Annotated in this window: 15 protein-coding genes; 6 read left to right on the forward strand and 9 right to left on the reverse strand. The window is 41.7% G+C overall.

All coding sequences use genetic code 11. The features are described from left to right. Nucleotides 1-15: 15 nt before the first annotated feature. The 5 genes from FBF75_RS04245 to FBF75_RS04265 all read right to left on the reverse strand — a co-directional run bounded on the left by FBF75_RS04245 (nucleotide 16) and on the right by FBF75_RS04265 (nucleotide 4327). Complete coding sequence (locus FBF75_RS04245) at nucleotides 16-774, reverse strand: iron ABC transporter ATP-binding protein (protein ID WP_056705126.1); 759 nt, start codon at nucleotides 772-774, stop codon at nucleotides 16-18. Next, nucleotides 765-1715: an iron chelate uptake ABC transporter family permease subunit gene (locus FBF75_RS04250; RefSeq protein ID WP_008348643.1), complete on the reverse strand. Its 951-nt coding sequence runs from the start codon at nucleotides 1713-1715 to the stop codon at nucleotides 765-767. The genes FBF75_RS04245 and FBF75_RS04250 overlap by 10 nt, the downstream gene beginning before the upstream one ends. Further along, nucleotides 1708-2658 carry an ABC transporter permease gene (locus FBF75_RS04255; protein WP_017366964.1) on the reverse strand — a complete coding sequence of 317 codons (951 nt, stop codon included), beginning with the start codon at nucleotides 2656-2658 and terminating at the stop codon, nucleotides 1708-1710. Before FBF75_RS04255 ends, FBF75_RS04250 begins: the two co-directional genes overlap by 8 nt. A gap of 158 nt (nucleotides 2659-2816) precedes the next feature. Next, complete coding sequence (locus tag FBF75_RS04260; RefSeq protein WP_025207101.1) at nucleotides 2817-3095, reverse strand: barstar family protein; 279 nt, start codon at nucleotides 3093-3095, stop codon at nucleotides 2817-2819. Nucleotides 3096-3157: 62 nt separating this feature from the next. Next, nucleotides 3158-4327 carry an MFS transporter gene (locus tag FBF75_RS04265; protein ID WP_017360232.1) on the reverse strand — a complete coding sequence of 390 codons (1170 nt, stop codon included), beginning with the start codon at nucleotides 4325-4327 and terminating at the stop codon, nucleotides 3158-3160. A gap of 143 nt (nucleotides 4328-4470) precedes the next feature. Here FBF75_RS04265 and pdxR point away from each other — a divergent pair, with 143 nt between their 5' ends. Further along, a complete protein-coding gene (gene pdxR, locus FBF75_RS04270; protein WP_169476044.1) occupies nucleotides 4471-5910 on the forward strand; it encodes a MocR-like pyridoxine biosynthesis transcription factor PdxR in 1440 nt (479 codons plus the stop codon). Nucleotides 5911-5940: 30 nt separating this feature from the next. Here pdxR and FBF75_RS04275 read toward each other — a convergent pair whose 3' ends face one another. The 3 genes from FBF75_RS04275 to FBF75_RS04285 all read right to left on the reverse strand — a co-directional run bounded on the left by FBF75_RS04275 (nucleotide 5941) and on the right by FBF75_RS04285 (nucleotide 8553). Continuing rightward, nucleotides 5941-6423: a hypothetical protein gene (locus tag FBF75_RS04275; RefSeq protein ID WP_025207098.1), complete on the reverse strand. Its 483-nt coding sequence runs from the start codon at nucleotides 6421-6423 to the stop codon at nucleotides 5941-5943. A 301-nt stretch (nucleotides 6424-6724) separates the two neighbouring features. Continuing rightward, nucleotides 6725-7831, reverse strand: a complete 1107-nt coding sequence (locus tag FBF75_RS04280) for an alanine racemase (RefSeq protein ID WP_025207097.1) — start codon at nucleotides 7829-7831, stop codon at nucleotides 6725-6727. Between the two features lie 143 nt (nucleotides 7832-7974). Then, nucleotides 7975-8553, reverse strand: coding sequence for a competence protein ComK (locus FBF75_RS04285; protein WP_046526639.1), 579 nt, complete (start codon nucleotides 8551-8553; stop codon nucleotides 7975-7977). 289 nt (nucleotides 8554-8842) lie between these two features. Here FBF75_RS04285 and FBF75_RS04290 point away from each other — a divergent pair, with 289 nt between their 5' ends. Further along, entirely contained in the window at nucleotides 8843-9079 is a 237-nt protein-coding gene (locus tag FBF75_RS04290) for an IDEAL domain-containing protein (RefSeq protein ID WP_008348804.1), read from the forward strand. 58 nt (nucleotides 9080-9137) lie between these two features. Here the strand turns inward: FBF75_RS04290 and FBF75_RS04295 are convergent, their stop codons facing one another. After that, entirely contained in the window at nucleotides 9138-9998 is an 861-nt protein-coding gene (locus FBF75_RS04295; protein WP_017366957.1) for an SDR family oxidoreductase, read from the reverse strand. A 142-nt stretch (nucleotides 9999-10140) separates the two neighbouring features. Here FBF75_RS04295 and FBF75_RS04300 point away from each other — a divergent pair, with 142 nt between their 5' ends. From FBF75_RS04300 to FBF75_RS04315, 4 genes are all read left to right on the forward strand, one after another. Then, on the forward strand, nucleotides 10141-11673 hold the full coding sequence (locus FBF75_RS04300; protein ID WP_025207048.1) for an FAD-dependent oxidoreductase: 1533 nt from the start codon (nucleotides 10141-10143) through the stop codon (nucleotides 11671-11673). Between the two features lie 25 nt (nucleotides 11674-11698). Continuing rightward, nucleotides 11699-13060 carry a globin-coupled sensor protein gene (locus FBF75_RS04305; protein WP_370539267.1) on the forward strand — a complete coding sequence of 454 codons (1362 nt, stop codon included), beginning with the start codon at nucleotides 11699-11701 and terminating at the stop codon, nucleotides 13058-13060. A gap of 61 nt (nucleotides 13061-13121) precedes the next feature. Further along, nucleotides 13122-13706: a histidine phosphatase family protein gene (locus FBF75_RS04310; protein WP_025207047.1), complete on the forward strand. Its 585-nt coding sequence runs from the start codon at nucleotides 13122-13124 to the stop codon at nucleotides 13704-13706. A gap of 386 nt (nucleotides 13707-14092) precedes the next feature. Then, nucleotides 14093-15238: a serine alkaline protease SapB gene (locus FBF75_RS04315; protein WP_008348814.1), complete on the forward strand. Its 1146-nt coding sequence runs from the start codon at nucleotides 14093-14095 to the stop codon at nucleotides 15236-15238.

Below are 15238 nucleotides of genomic sequence, written 5' to 3' on the forward strand. Positions count from 1 at the left end.
CACCTCTTCATTTTTTCAAGAAAAATATAAGCAAATACGCTCACCACGAATGACTTCGATCGGTATGCGCATGTCATAAATGTGTTCAAGTGCTTCTGTTTGAATCACTTCATCAACGCTTCCTTCTTTGATTACCTGACCCTCTTTTAAGGCGACGATGTGATCTGAATAGACAGATGCAAAGTTAATATCATGGAGAACAACAACAATCGTTTTTCCAAGATCTTTCACGAGCTGCTGAAACAGCTTCATCATTTCAACTGAATGGTTCATATCTAAATTATTTAAAGGCTCATCTAAGAAAATATAATCCGTATCCTGAGCCAGCACCATGGCAATAAAGGCTCTCTGCCTTTGTCCGCCGCTTAGTTCATCTAAATATTGATGCTGGATTTCGACGAGTCTCATGTATTGAAGCGACACATCAATCATGTTCTCATCTTCTTTTGTCAAGCGGCCTTGAGAGTAAGGAAAGCGGCCAAAGCTGACAAGCTCACGAACGGTCAGGCGCACACTCATGTGGTTCGACTGCTTCAAGATGCTCATTTTTTTCGCAAGCTCCTGAGGAGAGTAGGCACGATAAGGTTTGTCCTCTAAATAAGCTTCCCCAGTATCAGGTTGAATCAGGCGGCTCATGATGGACAAAAGCGTACTTTTGCCTGCGCCATTTGGACCAATGAGAGAAGTCAGCTGTCCTTTTTTTACACTGACAGTTGTTTCGTGAAGCACTGTATTTCCGTTATATGTCTTACTGACTCCCTTCATCACGACCATGAACGACTCTCCTTTAAAAGTAGATAAATAAAATACAGTCCGCCGACTAAATCAATTAGCACACTAAGCGGTGTTTGAAACGTAAATACCTTTTCCACAAGAAATTCCCCGCCTACAAGCGCAATGACACTAATGAAAAACGAGCCTAATAGCAAGTACGTGTGCCGATATGTACGAAACAGCTCTCTTGCCACATTTACAACGAGTAAGCCAAGAAACGTAATCGGGCCGACGAGGGCCGTCGCAATAGAAACAAGGACGGCAATGACGATCAGCATCTTTTTTGTGATCCTGTCATAGTCAATCCCGAGATTCACAGCCTGTTCCTTTCCTAACGACATGACATCTAATTTCGCGCGGAAGGTCCATATATAAAGACAAAGTGCCGCAAATAAAAGAGAAGCGAAGAGTAAAATATCTGTGTTCATGTGATTAAAGCTGGCAAAGGACTTGTCCTGTACGACTTGGTATTCATTCGGGTCAATGAGCATTTCCATAAAGGAAGAAAGACTTTTGAACAATGTTCCAAACACAATCCCGACAAGCAGGAGTAAGAAAATATGCTTGTTTTTGCGCTTGAACATGACCGTATAGAGCAGCACAGAAAACAGAATCATTAATCCAACGCAGAGAAAGAAATTCAGGTTCTTATTCGCGATCATCAAATTGGTCGATCCAAAAAGATAAATAATTGCCGTTTGCAAAAACAAGTAAAGCGCGTCTAACCCTAAAATGCTTGGCGTTAAGATTCGGTTATTGGTCAATGTTTGAAACACAACAGAGGAAAAGGCAATCGCGCCTCCTGTCAAAGTCATGGCAAGCACCTTTTTTAAACGGCTCGGCACTGTGTACTCCCAGTACCCCATTTGAAAGGTGACGAAGATGACAACGAATACGACTGCAATGGCTGCAATGAGAAATAATGTTCGTTTCTTATGCATAGCGCTTCCTCCTTAATAACATGTACAGGAAGATCGCACTTCCAATGATGCCGACCATAAGCCCGACAGATATTTCATATGGATAAATGATCACTCGTCCGAGCACGTCACATATGAGCACAAAAATGGCCCCTAATAAAGCCGTATGCGGAAGGCTCTTTTTCAAGTGATCCCCTCGGTAGATCGATACAATATTCGGAATGATTAAGCCGAGGAAAGGTAGCATGCCAACAGTCAAAATCGTTACAGAAGTAATCATCGAAACAATCACCAAACCAACTGCCATGACACGTTTATACGTTAAACCTAAATTGACGGCAAAGCTCTCACCCATACCAGCCACTGTAAAGCGGTCAGCATATAAATACGCGATGATCAATAGAGGAACACTCACATAGAGCAGTTCATAACGCCCCTGAACAATAAGAGAAAAATCCCCTTGCAGCCATGCGGATACGTTTTGGATCAAATCATATTTATAGGCTATAAACGTGGAAATTGAACTAACAATTCCGCCAAACATTAAGCCGACTAACGGTACGTAGATCGTATCGTTCACCTTAATATGGCGTAGAATTTTTAAGAATAATAGATTGCCAGCTAACGTAAATAAAAACGCAATCGCCATTTTCATCAGCGGGCTTGCCTGTGTAAAAACAAGCATAGCGGTTAAAATACCCAGCTTGGCCCAATCCATTGTTCCTGCAGTCGTTGGAGAGACAAATTTATTTCTCGTCATGCTTTGCATGATAAAACCGCATAAGCTCAGGCTCATGCCAGCAAGCACAATACTCATCAGCCGCGGGATGCGACTTGAAAATAAGGTGTTCATTTGTTCATCTGATAGATGAAACAACTGTAAAAGAGACAGGTCCTGTACTCCGACAAACAGCGACGCACATGCCAAACACACAAACAACAAACTTAATTGGTACAACTTCATACAGGGTTCACACTTTCTATCAAGCTCTCTGCCACAAATGATTATCATTATCAATTAACGGCAGTTCATATATTATCATATTTAGTGAAATATTCAATAGTAGAATGAGAAAGGGTGAAAACTGCATAAAAAAACAGCTTTTAGGATCAGCTGCTTTTTTACACTTCAATATTCAATTGAAACTGCCCTTGCAGTTCCTCTTCAGCCTCTTGAAATAACTGCCGCAAATTCTCTGCATAATCACCAAGCTCGTCTTTGCTTGCTTGATAATGAATCCATGTAAGCTCTACAGGCAAGCTCACTTCTCCTGTTAAACAGTCCCAAAGGGCATCAAGATTTTTCCCGTAATGATCAGGAAGTTGTAACACTGTTTTTAGTTGATCATGAAGCTCCTCTTGTGATCTGCACATCGCTCCATTTAGCTGTACTTTTTTCATTTTCCTCCCCCTCTTCTGTCTTTATTTTAAACGAATTGGAGAGGAAAGAGAAAGAATCCATTTCACTTTTGCCTCTCTCTGAAACTTAAACTAAACAAGATCAGACAGGCTGCCAGCACGAGCATGAAAAAGAGCGTTAACACTGTCTGAGTACCGTACATATCAGCAAAGAGACCAACGAACACACTTGGTATGCCAAGACCTAGATACGCAAACAAGTAATATCCAGCAACGGCTCTAGCCGCTTCCTTCTTCCCTTTCTCAACAATCAGCTGGAGACCGCCTAAGTAAGTAAATCCATAGCAAGCTGTGCCCGCTAAAAGAGTTCCAGCAAGGACAAGGAATATAGACCCGCTATTAGCACCGAATAACAGCAGGCCATATCCGCACGGAAGACAAATAAAACCGATACGAAGCGCTGCACTGCTATTCATCTTTCGGACAAAAGGCTGCATCAGAACACCTGCCATATTAATAAAAAACAGCGCCGGGCCTACCCACAATTCATAGCCATTTAATTTAAGCTGTGCTGGCAAAATCGAAATGACAAGACCGCACACAGACCATGCGATAGCAATGGCTATGTTCGCAGGCATTGTCCCTTTTGGAAACCTCGGCATGTTCATTAGCGGTTTACTTGCATCCCCTTGTACAGGCGGCACCAAAAAGAATACAGCAACAATCGTCAACATAATCAAGACCAACACAATCCAATAGCTAAGAGGCGTCAGTGACACTTGCTCAAAAGAAAGAATCGCTGTAAAAAGAGCACCTCCACCAAATCCAATTGAACTGCATAATGCGATAAACGTTGGGATCCAGCCCGATTTCTCTGGATATAAAGCAATCAAGTAGGCAGTACATGTGCCAACACTTAACCCAAGTCCCACTCCTTGCAGCAGCCGGGCGACAAAGAGCATTTGGATGGTCGGATGCACGATCATGAGCAGGGTGGCACATAATGAAAAGCAAAGTGCGATCAATAAAATCGGTTTTCGTCCAGCCCGGTCAGACATGCCGCCAAGTAACAGTAATACTGGAATCAGTCCGAAAACATACGCAGCAAACACAAGGGCTGTTGACGCCTTTCCGTATCCTGCCTGCTCTGCATATTCCGTATAAAGAGGGACTTGCAGGTTCACTGCTGTTGTAATCATAAAAAGGCTAAATAAAACGAACACAAACGGAATCATGGATAGCTGTGCTGTTTCTTCTTTTGATGCAGGAATCATGGGACTCTCTCCTCTGTGTAAATGATATGAACCAGTGTACACATCATTTGGATTTCTTCCCACATCCAAAAATGAAGCTATTGACCAGTCCATAATTCCATGTCATCATCAATGATGACATGACAAAGAAAAGAAGGTGCACTGTGTACATTCATTTAGACCGTTCCAGCTCTACCCCGCTCTGGCAGCAAATCGTCAATGGCATCATTCAAAAAATTCATACAAACACACTGAATCCTGATGATCAGTTGACTCCGACAAGAGTATTAGCACAAGAGCTCAACGTATCTCGATCCACCGTACAGCTTGCCTATGATGAACTGCTAGCAAGAGGCTATGTCAGCACCTCTAGAAGAGGCGGGACAAAGGTCATTTCAAGTAATCACTATGCTGCTTCTCCCCCACATCAAAACGAACCGCCTTTTGCACTTCCGATAAGACCTCACTTTGACGAGGCTGAAAAACAAATGGATCACTGGCTCTCGGCCAATCAATTTCATGACACACTTGAGATTGATTTCCGCCATCAAGAACCAGCCATCGACGACCATTTTCAAAACATATGGAAACGCTCGCTTCTAAAAGCATTACAGCGCTTAAATATGAAAGATTGGGGCTATTCTTCTCCGCATGGATTATGGGAAGTGCGTTCAGAAATTCGCCAATACTTATCGGTTGAACGCGGCATTGATATAGAAGAAGACCAAATGGTGTTAACAGGGGGCACACAGCAAGCCATTGACTTAATTTCACAAGTCATGCTCAAAAAAGGAGATACAGTCGCTGTTGAAGATCCTGGTTTTCCTGGAGCTAGGTTGTCCTTTTTACATCGCGAAATGAATATTTACCCCGCACCAGTCGATGAAGAAGGAATGATGGTGAATACATTGCCAGAACGTACAAAGCTGATCGCTGTAACGCCCTCTCATCAGCGGCCAACCGGTGTCTGTATGAGCGTCAATAGAAGACGGGAGCTGCTGCAGTTTGCTGCGAAGGCTCAATCTTACATATTAGAAGATGATTTTGATGGGGATTATCGTTATCATGGCGGACCGCTTCCTTCTTTATTTTCAGAAGCACCCGATCATGTGATCTATATTGTCAGTTTTTCCAAGGTGCTTGCACCAGGCATCCGCCTTGCTGCCATCATCGGCTCCAAAGCAGTCATCAAAGAAATCGCTGCACTGCAATCACTTATTCAAAGACAGCTGCCGATCATGGAGCAAATCACTCTTGCCTCTTTTTTCAGAGAAGGCGAGTTTACGCGATATGTCAGGCGGATGAGACAGGTGTATAAAAAACGGCAGGCAGCGATGATGGATGCTCTTTTGACACATCACTTTGACAAACACTTCCGTTTATATGGAACTGATACAGGCCTTCACGTCTTTTTGGAAGGAACATCAGACTTTGATGAACAAGGTACGATTGAGGCCGCAAAAGCGGCAGGTGTCGGCATTTATCCATTAAGCCCCTATTGTTATGAAAGCAAAAGGAAAGGGTTGCTGCTTGGTTTTGCCTGTACGGATGAAGCCATGATTCAAGAAGGTGTACGCCGATTAAAGCAAACACTGCACATCTGAAAAAGCCTGGAAGTCTCTCTTCCAGGCTTTTCATTGTGATTGCTGAACGTTTCCTACTTCTTCAATGAAAGAGGCTGTCTCTTGCAATCCATCTTGAAAATGTTGAGTGGCTGACATAAACAGCTTTTCTTGATCAGGACGCTTTAACAGCTGCTCTACCTTGCTAACTCCTTTTTCAAATGAAGCAAGACCTGTCTTTAATTGTTTGTCTGCCTTTTGATACACAGCTGGCACTTCTTGATGAGTAAGCCCTTTTTGAATGACACGGTCGAATGCTTTCGTCGCTTTTGTCAATTTTTCATTGACTTGAATTTTTCCATGTCCATCTGAAATAAATTGATCGGTCATGTGTTCATATGCTTCATTTAACTCATCCATATAACGTTGAACCCATTGTTCATACGCAGCTTCTTTTGTGTTTTGTTTTGAAGGCGGCTGACCTGCTTGATTGCAGGCCGTGAGTAGTGTCACTGTCACGGTAAATAGCAGCATCAAATGCCATCGTTTTTTCATACACGGCCCCCATTTCTCTTTCCCATTTGTTCATATCGGTCAAATATGATCAACTTTTACCTCATACGAACACCTTGCAAGAAATGACTTATTTTTATTGTAACAGACCGCATGTATCACTTCTGTGATTTATGCGGAAATGAATGAAAATCCTTCTAATGGTTCACATTTCCCTGCCATTTCATGATGATACAGTCAATAGACGACGAGAAAGGCACATTTGGTTTCAATCTATTTCATCGTCGTCATTTTTTCTCAAATAAAAAAGACCCCTTTCGGCGCCTTTTATGACCCTACCCATTTATTGCAGCTTTCCTTTACAAGCAATCTCCAGCTCTTCTACCACTTCGCCATCTTGAATGAGGTATGCTTTTTCATGAAGATTCACAGCAGGACAGATGTGATTCGGAATAATTTGCACCTTCTCACCGATCTGTACACTTTGACGAAAGCCTTCATGATAGATAATGGCATGCTCGTCATATACGCTTGAAACAAATACATCATCATATTCTTTCACTTTGCCTAAGCCCTCTGTTTTGGTCAGCCCTTTTGTACGTGTTTGTGCCGTCAGCCCCTTGGCCCCTACATCTGTAATCACCCGGCGCTCTGTCGGTTTACTAATGACCGTTGTCAGCACAGATGCTGCACAATGTGAATATGTGCCGATTACATTGGACTGGGAAGCATCCATCAAGATGTATGTGCCTGGCCGTATTTCTGTGACTCCTTCTGGAATATCAAATTGAAATAAAAATGGCGGTGTTGATCCAATACTGACGACCTCTATCGGCATACCAGCTTCTTCTGCAATCTGCGCAAAACGGAGCGTTCGATTTACAGCCTCATTGTATAATGTATGGCAATGTGCTTTACTTTCGGCTTGATACGTATGACCATCATGAGAAAAAATCCCCTTTAAATGAACGGCATCACTTGTTTGAATCGCCTCTAATATGTGGCAGAAATCACGTTCTTCAATGACACCAGACCTTCCCTCTCCAACCTCTATCTCAATTAAAACCTCCGCTTTGTTCTCTGATTCACGAAAGACTTGCTCAATCTGCTTCACATGCTCAACACAATCTATACCGAATGAAATCTGTATCGACTCTGCCAGTTTACGAATCCGCTTGAGTTTAGTCTCACCTACAATTTGATTGGCGATAAAAATATCCTTGAGCCCATGGGCTGCCATTACTTCAGCCTCTCCTACTTTCGCCACCGTAATGCCAGATGCACCTTTCTCTTCCTGCAGCTTGGCAAGTGCAGGCGTTTTATGCGTTTTCGTATGAGGGCGCAATTTGACATGCTGACGGTCTGCGTATTGCTGCATCGCCGCTACATTCTCCATCATCACCCTTTTATCAATGAGTAGTGCCGGCGTATCCAGCTCTTCATACATCATCCCCATGACCCCTTTCGTTGTATAAAAAATTATACGATATAGATAAATTATATATTTTTTTATACGATAATCAATGGTTTTTTCTGCAAAAAAGTGATGGCAATGAGTAAGCAGTCCAGCGGCTGTCTGCCGCTGGTCTCTCACTAATAACGATTACGAAGTTCTCTTAAGATAAAATCATACACAAGATTGAGCTGCTGTTCCTTTGGATACAGCATAAATTCTTGTTTCTTAGGAAGACCTCCATCAAGTCGATCTTGAAATTTCGTTCGGAGATACGCTGTTCGGTGTACCTGACTCTCAAATGACTTATATGAGACATCTAGTTTGACCGATTGCTCATTTGTAAAAGTAACAACCGTGTCTCCGAGGGATGATTCCTGAAAGATATGAATGTATTTGTGGGAGATCCATCCGCATTGAGGGCGGTTGGATGAATAGGTTGGGAAGAAATACAGATGATTGGATGAGTCAATCACGATGGGAGGCTTGTGGGAAATACCTGTTACTTCATATGTTCCCGCTTTTCTGCCTGCATAGCTTGAGCCAAAGAACCTGCAACTGCGTTCTATAATTTGCAGCGGCTTTAATTCAACATAAAAGCTTGTCTCTCTTTCGATCACTCTTGAATATACACGTTTTCCTTCTTCAACCGGAAGGACCGCCATTGTTGTTTGATTAATGACGTATGAATCTAATGGTGTTTCACTAATTCCTGACACTTCATTTCCTCCTGTGTTAATTTTTGGTTATTTTAGATACTATTAATCTATCACCAACGTATAAGAAACGACAGGATTTTTTCAATATTTATTTAAAATTATCTTTTTATCATGTTTTTTAGTACATTCGATCTATCTAAAAGCCATTTTTAAAGATATATCGCATCTTGTCGACTGGACAAGGGGTGTCGATATGGCTCAAAAATAAATTGTCTAAAAATTATAAATTCTTGTTGATTTTTTCTCCGCCAATCCATATACTATAAAAAAGGCATCGGGGGGATTCTTTATGAAAGAGAAAAAAACGTATGCTGAGCTCATGAAGTCCCGCAACACCCAAAAAACCGAAGAGAATGGCGTTACTATTTTAGACATTTATATTCAAATGGTTTTAGATGAGGCGCTTTATAAACAGCGCTTAACCTTCCTTAGAGAAGAGATTGACAAGGCGCTAGATCAGCGTGATGAAAAGCGTTTTAATGACCTGTCAGCTCAATATGCAGAACATTGCTTACATCAATCATGATGATTTTACTTGCGGCAGAGAGACAGAAACTTGTCTCTTTACCGCAAGTTTTTTGTTTTTATCCATTTAATATGGTTCCGCCATTCACATGAATCATTTGTCCATTTATATAAGAAGAGTCTTCGCTCGCTAAAAATAAATAACTCGGCGCTAACTCTACTGGTTCACCAGGCCGCTCCATTGGGACATCTCCACCAAATTCAGACACTTCCTTTTCCGTAAATGTGGATGGAATCAGCGGTGTCCAAATCGGTCCAGGCGCTACCCCATTTACCCGAATCCCTTGTTTAATCAGAGATAGAGATAATGATCTTGTAAACGTTACAACCGCCCCTTTTGTCGATGAATAATCAATTAAGGTTTCATGACCTTTATAAGCAGTGACCGATGCTGTATTAATAATACTGCTTCCTTTTTTTAAATGAGGGAGCACCGCTTTTGTTAAATAGAACATGGCAAATATATTCGTTTGAAATGTCCGAAGAAGCTGGTGAGAGGTAATCTGTTCAATGCTTTTTTGCGGATGCTGTTCACCTGCATTGTTGACCAAAATATCAATCGAACCGAAAGCATCTTTTGTTTGTTTGACGACCTCGTGTGAAAAAGCTTCATCGCCTAGATCACCTGCTATTAAGATAACGCGACCTCCCATTTTTTCAATATAGTCCTTCGTTTCTTCCGCATCACGATGTTCATTCAAATAAACAATCGCTACATTGGCTCCTTCTTTCGCAAATAAGACAGATACTGCTCTTCCAATCCCGCTGTCTCCACCTGTGACAATCGCCGTTTTCCCTGTCAGCTTTTTGCCTTGCACCTCTCGATCAAAGATAGGTCTAGGGTTCATTTTATATTCAAGTCCTGGACGTTCGTTCTGATGCTGAGGCGGTAACGTTTTCTTTGGCTGCTTTGTTGACACGTCAGACCACTCCTTCCTTTTTATCTCGTTTATTTTTATGTGTTGCTCATTTTTTTATGTATTTCGCTCTTGTTTTCATTAAAATGTATGATTTTCAGCATCGTGGAAAAATTATACACAACAAGTGACTGGAGGCGACAACATGGAACAAGAACATAAAGGATCGGAACAAGCAAAGTCATTATGGCTAGCTGATAGTGAGAAGCCCTCTTTTCCTACTGTCAGCGAAGATCTTACAGCAGATGTCATCATTGTCGGTGCTGGTATTACCGGTATCGCTACTGCATTTGAAATGACAGAACGCGGACTGGATGTCATCATCATAGATGCTGATCAAGTATTGCAAGGAACCACCGGACATACAACAGCGAAAATTACCTCCCAGCATGATGTGTACTATCATGATCTGATTCAACATATTGGTATGCCGAAAGCCCGTTTATATGTAGAAGCAAATGAAAAAGCAAAGGAACTCATCCAAGCACGTGTGAAAGAGTATGACATTGATTGTCATCTTGAGGTAAAAGATGCTTATCTTTATACAACAGAAGAAAACGGCGTCAAAAAGTTAAAGAAGGAATTAGATGCGTACAAACAGCTCGGTATCGATCGCGAATGGAAAACAGCGCTCCCGTTTGATGCTGGCATCAAGGCAGCCCTCGCCATGACGCAGCAGGCACAATTTCATCCTCTTCATTATCTTCATGCACTGATCGATCAGCTCATTGACAGAGGCGTGCGCATATTTGAACAGACAACGGCAGTCGATGTAAAAGAAGGAAAACACCCTGCTGTCATCACAAAAAGTGGCCATCATCTGATGGGGCGCTCTATCATTTCATGCTCACACTTTCCTTTTTACGATGGCAAAGGACTGTATTTCACGCGAATCCATCCTGAGCAATCTTATGTCGTCGCAGCCAAAACAAAAAAACCGCTTCCAGACGGCATGTACTTAGGAATTGATCAGCCTGCCCATTCATTAAGAACAGCAAAATTCCATGGAGAAGACGTCGTGCTCATCGGTGGACAAGGCCATAAAACCGGACAAGGCGGAGATGAATCCGCACACTATGAAGCACTAGAAAAGTTTGGTGAAGCGACCCTTGGCATAACGGAAGTCCTTTACCGCTGGTCCACGCATGATATGGTCACAATGGATCAAATCCCATACATTGGCCGCCTGACATCACATCATTCGAATATTTTTGTGGCAACAGGCTTTAGAAAATGGGGCATGACCACTAGCCACGTAGCAGCAACACTGATCGGAGATTTGATCGAAGGAAAATCGAATCCTTACGAATCCATCTTTACTCCATCAAGACTCGTGTCAGACGCATTCGTAAAAGACTTTATCAAAGAAAACACCAATGTTGCAGCGAAGCTGATCAGCGGTAAATTAAAGCGAGCTGATCAAACAATTGATGATTTAAAACCGGGTGAAGGCGGCATTGTATCTTATGAGCACAAAAAATGTGGCGCTTTTAAGTCAGAGGACGGCGATCTCTTTCTTGTCGATACAACCTGTACTCACTTAGGCTGTGAAGTCGCGTGGAATAATAGTGACCGCACGTGGGACTGTCCTTGTCACGGGTCTCGTTTCTCCATTACGGGAGAAGTAGTAGAAGGTCCGGCGAAAAAACCACTAAAAAGGTCATATAAAGAACAGTAAAATTTCACTGTTTCCCCTTTAAAAAATCCAATATTATCCGATAAAAAACATAAAGTCTGATATTTTTGATGATCATGGGGGGACAAACACATTGTTATTTAAAAAAGAGAGTAAAAAGAAAAACACTGCTTTTTTCACACAGCAGGATGATGGGATAAAACGAATCAATTTTCCGGAGAATACGGACATTGCCAAACAAATTAAAATGATTGATTTGACGCAGCAAGACCTTTTTATCTTGAAACAGCTGAATCCAATCGTTCAAGATGAAATTGAACATATCGTCGATAAATTTTATAAAAACCTAGAAGTCGAGTCTTCCTTGATGCACATCATTCAAGATAACAGCTCAGTCGAGCGTCTAAAGAAAACACTACGCATTCATATTAGTGAAATGTTTGCCGGTGTGATTGACGAATCTTATGTGGCCAAAAGAATTAAAATTGCACAAGTTCATTTAAGAATTGGGCTTCAACCTAAATGGTATATGGCAGCCTTCCAAGACCTATTGCTATCCATTATGGATTTATTTGCCCAGCATATCCAAGATTTCAAAGAATATCAGACGGCAGTGAAGGCGACGACGAAAATTTTAAATCTAGAGCAGCAGCTTGTCCTAGATACGTTCCAAAATGAATACTCTAAAGTTCGTGATGAAGCAGAACTACAGCAAAAAGAGCTTCATACAAAAATTACAGAAACATCTAATTCACTTGCTTCTCTCTTCTCAAACACAACAAATGCAGTGGACAAACTTGTATCAAAATCTGATGAGATGGCGGATATGTCACAGGCTGGCACAAAGATTTCAGCACAAGTTGAAGAGAAATCAATTGGCGGTAAAAAAGAGTTAGAAATTCAGCAGACGCAAATGAACCAAATTGACGGCAGTATGACAAAGATTGAAACAGAAATTAAACGCTTAGAAGAAATTGCAAAACAAATTGAACAAATTTTTGGGATCGTCACAGGTATTGCGGAGCAAACGAATTTACTATCTTTAAACGCTTCAATCGAATCAGCTCGAGCAGGTGAACATGGCAAAGGCTTTGCTGTCGTTGCAAACGAGGTTCGCAAATTATCAGAGGATACAAAGAAAACGGTTTCAACTGTATCTGAGCTCGTCAACAACACAAATTCACAAATCGCCATTGTGTCACAGCATATTGCTGATGTGAATTTACTTGTGACAGACAGTAAAGAAAAAATGACCCAAATCAACTCGCTATTCGATGATATCGTCAGCAGCATGAACTTAAGCAAAAACCAAAACGGAAAAATTGAAATAGATTTGCAAACATTCCTAAACGAATTGAAAGAAGTCAAACAAACAGTGTCCCAAGTGGCAAGTTCGGTCGAGTCCTTAACGAGTCTGACAAATCACTGATCCAGTCATTCTTCTTCTGTTTTAGTATAATAGAAGAAAAGATAGAAAAGGCGGGATTTGATTGACAGCAATTTGCCTAGTCAGACACGGAGAAACCGATTGGAATGCAGCAAAACGAATTCAAGGACGAACAGATATCCCTTTAAATGACACTGGTAAATGGCAAGCGGAACAAACCGGTCTTTACTTAAAAGATGCCCACTGGGATGTTGTCATTTCCAGTCCGCTATCAAGGGCAAAAGAAACAGCTCATTTGATTTTACAGCATGTACATGCACCTCTCGTGATCATGGACGATTTTATTGAACGTGACTATGGCGACGCTGAAGGCATGTCATTTGAGGAACGTCAGAAACTGTTTCCAAATAAACAGTATCCAAATATGGAACCACTATCGGCACTTCAAGATCGAATGCTAGAAGGTATCGAAAAAGTGAGAGCAACCTACCCAGATCAACGGGTACTAATCGTAGCACACGGGGCTGCCATCCATGCCTTACTCACCTCACTAGCTGACGAACATATGGGTATTAAGGATACAAGACTTGAGAATGCCTGCTTAAATTATGTGGAATGGACAGATGGTGAATGGAAGGTGAACGATTACAACGTGGTCAGCCATTTAACACAATCTGCCCCTTCTTAAAGAACCTGTTTTCATAGCAGGTTCTTTTTCATGTCAAAAACAATGATAAAATAATATTTTTTTATATCGAAATTCGAAATAGATGATAGCCTTTTCTACCTATTTTATAGCATTTCGGGTATCGAATGTTTATCCTCAAATGGATCATGAGAAAAAAAGCACGATTCTTTTTTAATAGAAAACCGTTGGAAATATAAAATAAACATATTTTACCATCATTTCCAAGCGACTTAATTCCCTATTTTTCGCTAGGACTTCCACAAAAATTCAGGTCTACTCTTATTTGCCTATCTCTATTAAACTGAAAATACAGAATAATCAAACGGATCATTCTAATAGACTACGGATGATTATTCTGAAATAAGAAAAAGGGATGTGGAATGTGCGTGAAAAAGAAAAATGTGATGACAAGTGTTTTATTGGCTGTCCCTCTTCTGTTTTCAGCAGGGTTTGGAGGCTCGATGGCAAATGCCGAGACTGCCTCAAAGTCAGAAAGCGAAAAAAGCTATATCGTTGGCTTTAAAGCTTCTGCCACCACAAACAGCTCTAAGAAACAAGCAGTGACACAAAATGGTGGGAAATTAGAAAAACAATACCGCCTCATTAATGCTGCACAAGTGAAGATGTCTGAACAAGCCGCAAAAAAACTTGAACACGACCCTAGCATTGCTTATGTAGAAGAAGACCACAAAGCAGAAGCATATGCCCAAACCGTCCCTTATGGTATCCCTCAAATCAAAGCTCCAGCCGTACACGCTCAAGGTTATAAAGGTGCTAACGTCAAAGTAGCTGTCCTTGATACTGGAATCCACGCCGCACACCCTGACTTAAATGTTGCAGGCGGTGCTAGCTTCGTCCCTTCAGAGCCAAATGCCACACAAGACTTTCAATCACACGGAACTCACGTAGCCGGAACCATTGCTGCCCTTGATAACACGATTGGTGTTCTTGGGGTTGCGCCAAGCGCCTCCTTGTATGCCGTTAAAGTGTTAGATCGTTACGGCGATGGACAATACAGCTGGATTATCAGTGGTATTGAATGGGCTGTTGCCAATAACATGGATGTCATCAATATGAGCTTAGGCGGACCAAACGGCTCCACAGCGCTTAAAAATGCTGTAGACACAGCGAATAATCGCGGAGTAGTTGTCGTTGCCGCAGCAGGGAATTCAGGTTCCACTGGCTCTACTAGCACCGTTGGCTATCCTGCTAAATACGACTCAACCATTGCTGTTGCCAACGTGAACAGCAACAATGTCAGAAACTCGTCCTCTAGCGCAGGTCCTGAATTAGATGTTTCTGCACCTGGTACATCGATTTTAAGTACAGTACCAAGCAGTGGATATACATCTTATACGGGAACATCGATGGCATCTCCTCATGTAGCAGGAGCAGCAGCGCTTATCCTTTCTAAGTATCCGAATCTATCAACGTCTCAGGTTCGTCAGCGCTTAGAAAATACGGCAACACCGCTTGGTAATTCGTTCTATTACGGAAAAGGATTGATTAACGTTCAAGCAGCTTCTAACTAA

The sequence above is a fragment of the Bacillus sp. S2(2019) genome (assembly GCF_005144805.1).
GTDB classification, from domain to species: Bacteria; Bacillota; Bacilli; order Bacillales; family Bacillaceae; genus Bacillus; species Bacillus altitudinis.

Excerpts from the sequence above, each read along its gene's own strand:
- FBF75_RS04245 (WP_056705126.1), bottom strand. The coding sequence starts at position 774 with ATGGTCGTGATGAAGGGAGTCAGTAAGACATATAACGGAAATACAGTG.
- FBF75_RS04250 (WP_008348643.1), bottom strand. The coding sequence starts at position 1,715 with ATGCATAAGAAACGAACATTATTTCTCATTGCAGCCATTGCAGTCGTA.
- FBF75_RS04255 (WP_017366964.1), bottom strand. The coding sequence starts at position 2,658 with ATGAAGTTGTACCAATTAAGTTTGTTGTTTGTGTGTTTGGCATGTGCG.
- FBF75_RS04260 (WP_025207101.1), bottom strand. The coding sequence starts at position 3,095 with ATGAAAAAAGTACAGCTAAATGGAGCGATGTGCAGATCACAAGAGGAG.
- FBF75_RS04265 (WP_017360232.1), bottom strand. The coding sequence starts at position 4,327 with ATGATTCCTGCATCAAAAGAAGAAACAGCACAGCTATCCATGATTCCG.
- FBF75_RS04275 (WP_025207098.1), bottom strand. The coding sequence starts at position 6,423 with ATGAAAAAACGATGGCATTTGATGCTGCTATTTACCGTGACAGTGACA.
- FBF75_RS04280 (WP_025207097.1), bottom strand. The coding sequence starts at position 7,831 with ATGATGTATGAAGAGCTGGATACGCCGGCACTACTCATTGATAAAAGG.
- FBF75_RS04290 (WP_008348804.1), top strand. The coding sequence starts at position 8,843 with ATGAAAGAGAAAAAAACGTATGCTGAGCTCATGAAGTCCCGCAACACC.
- FBF75_RS04300 (WP_025207048.1), top strand. The coding sequence starts at position 10,141 with ATGGAACAAGAACATAAAGGATCGGAACAAGCAAAGTCATTATGGCTA.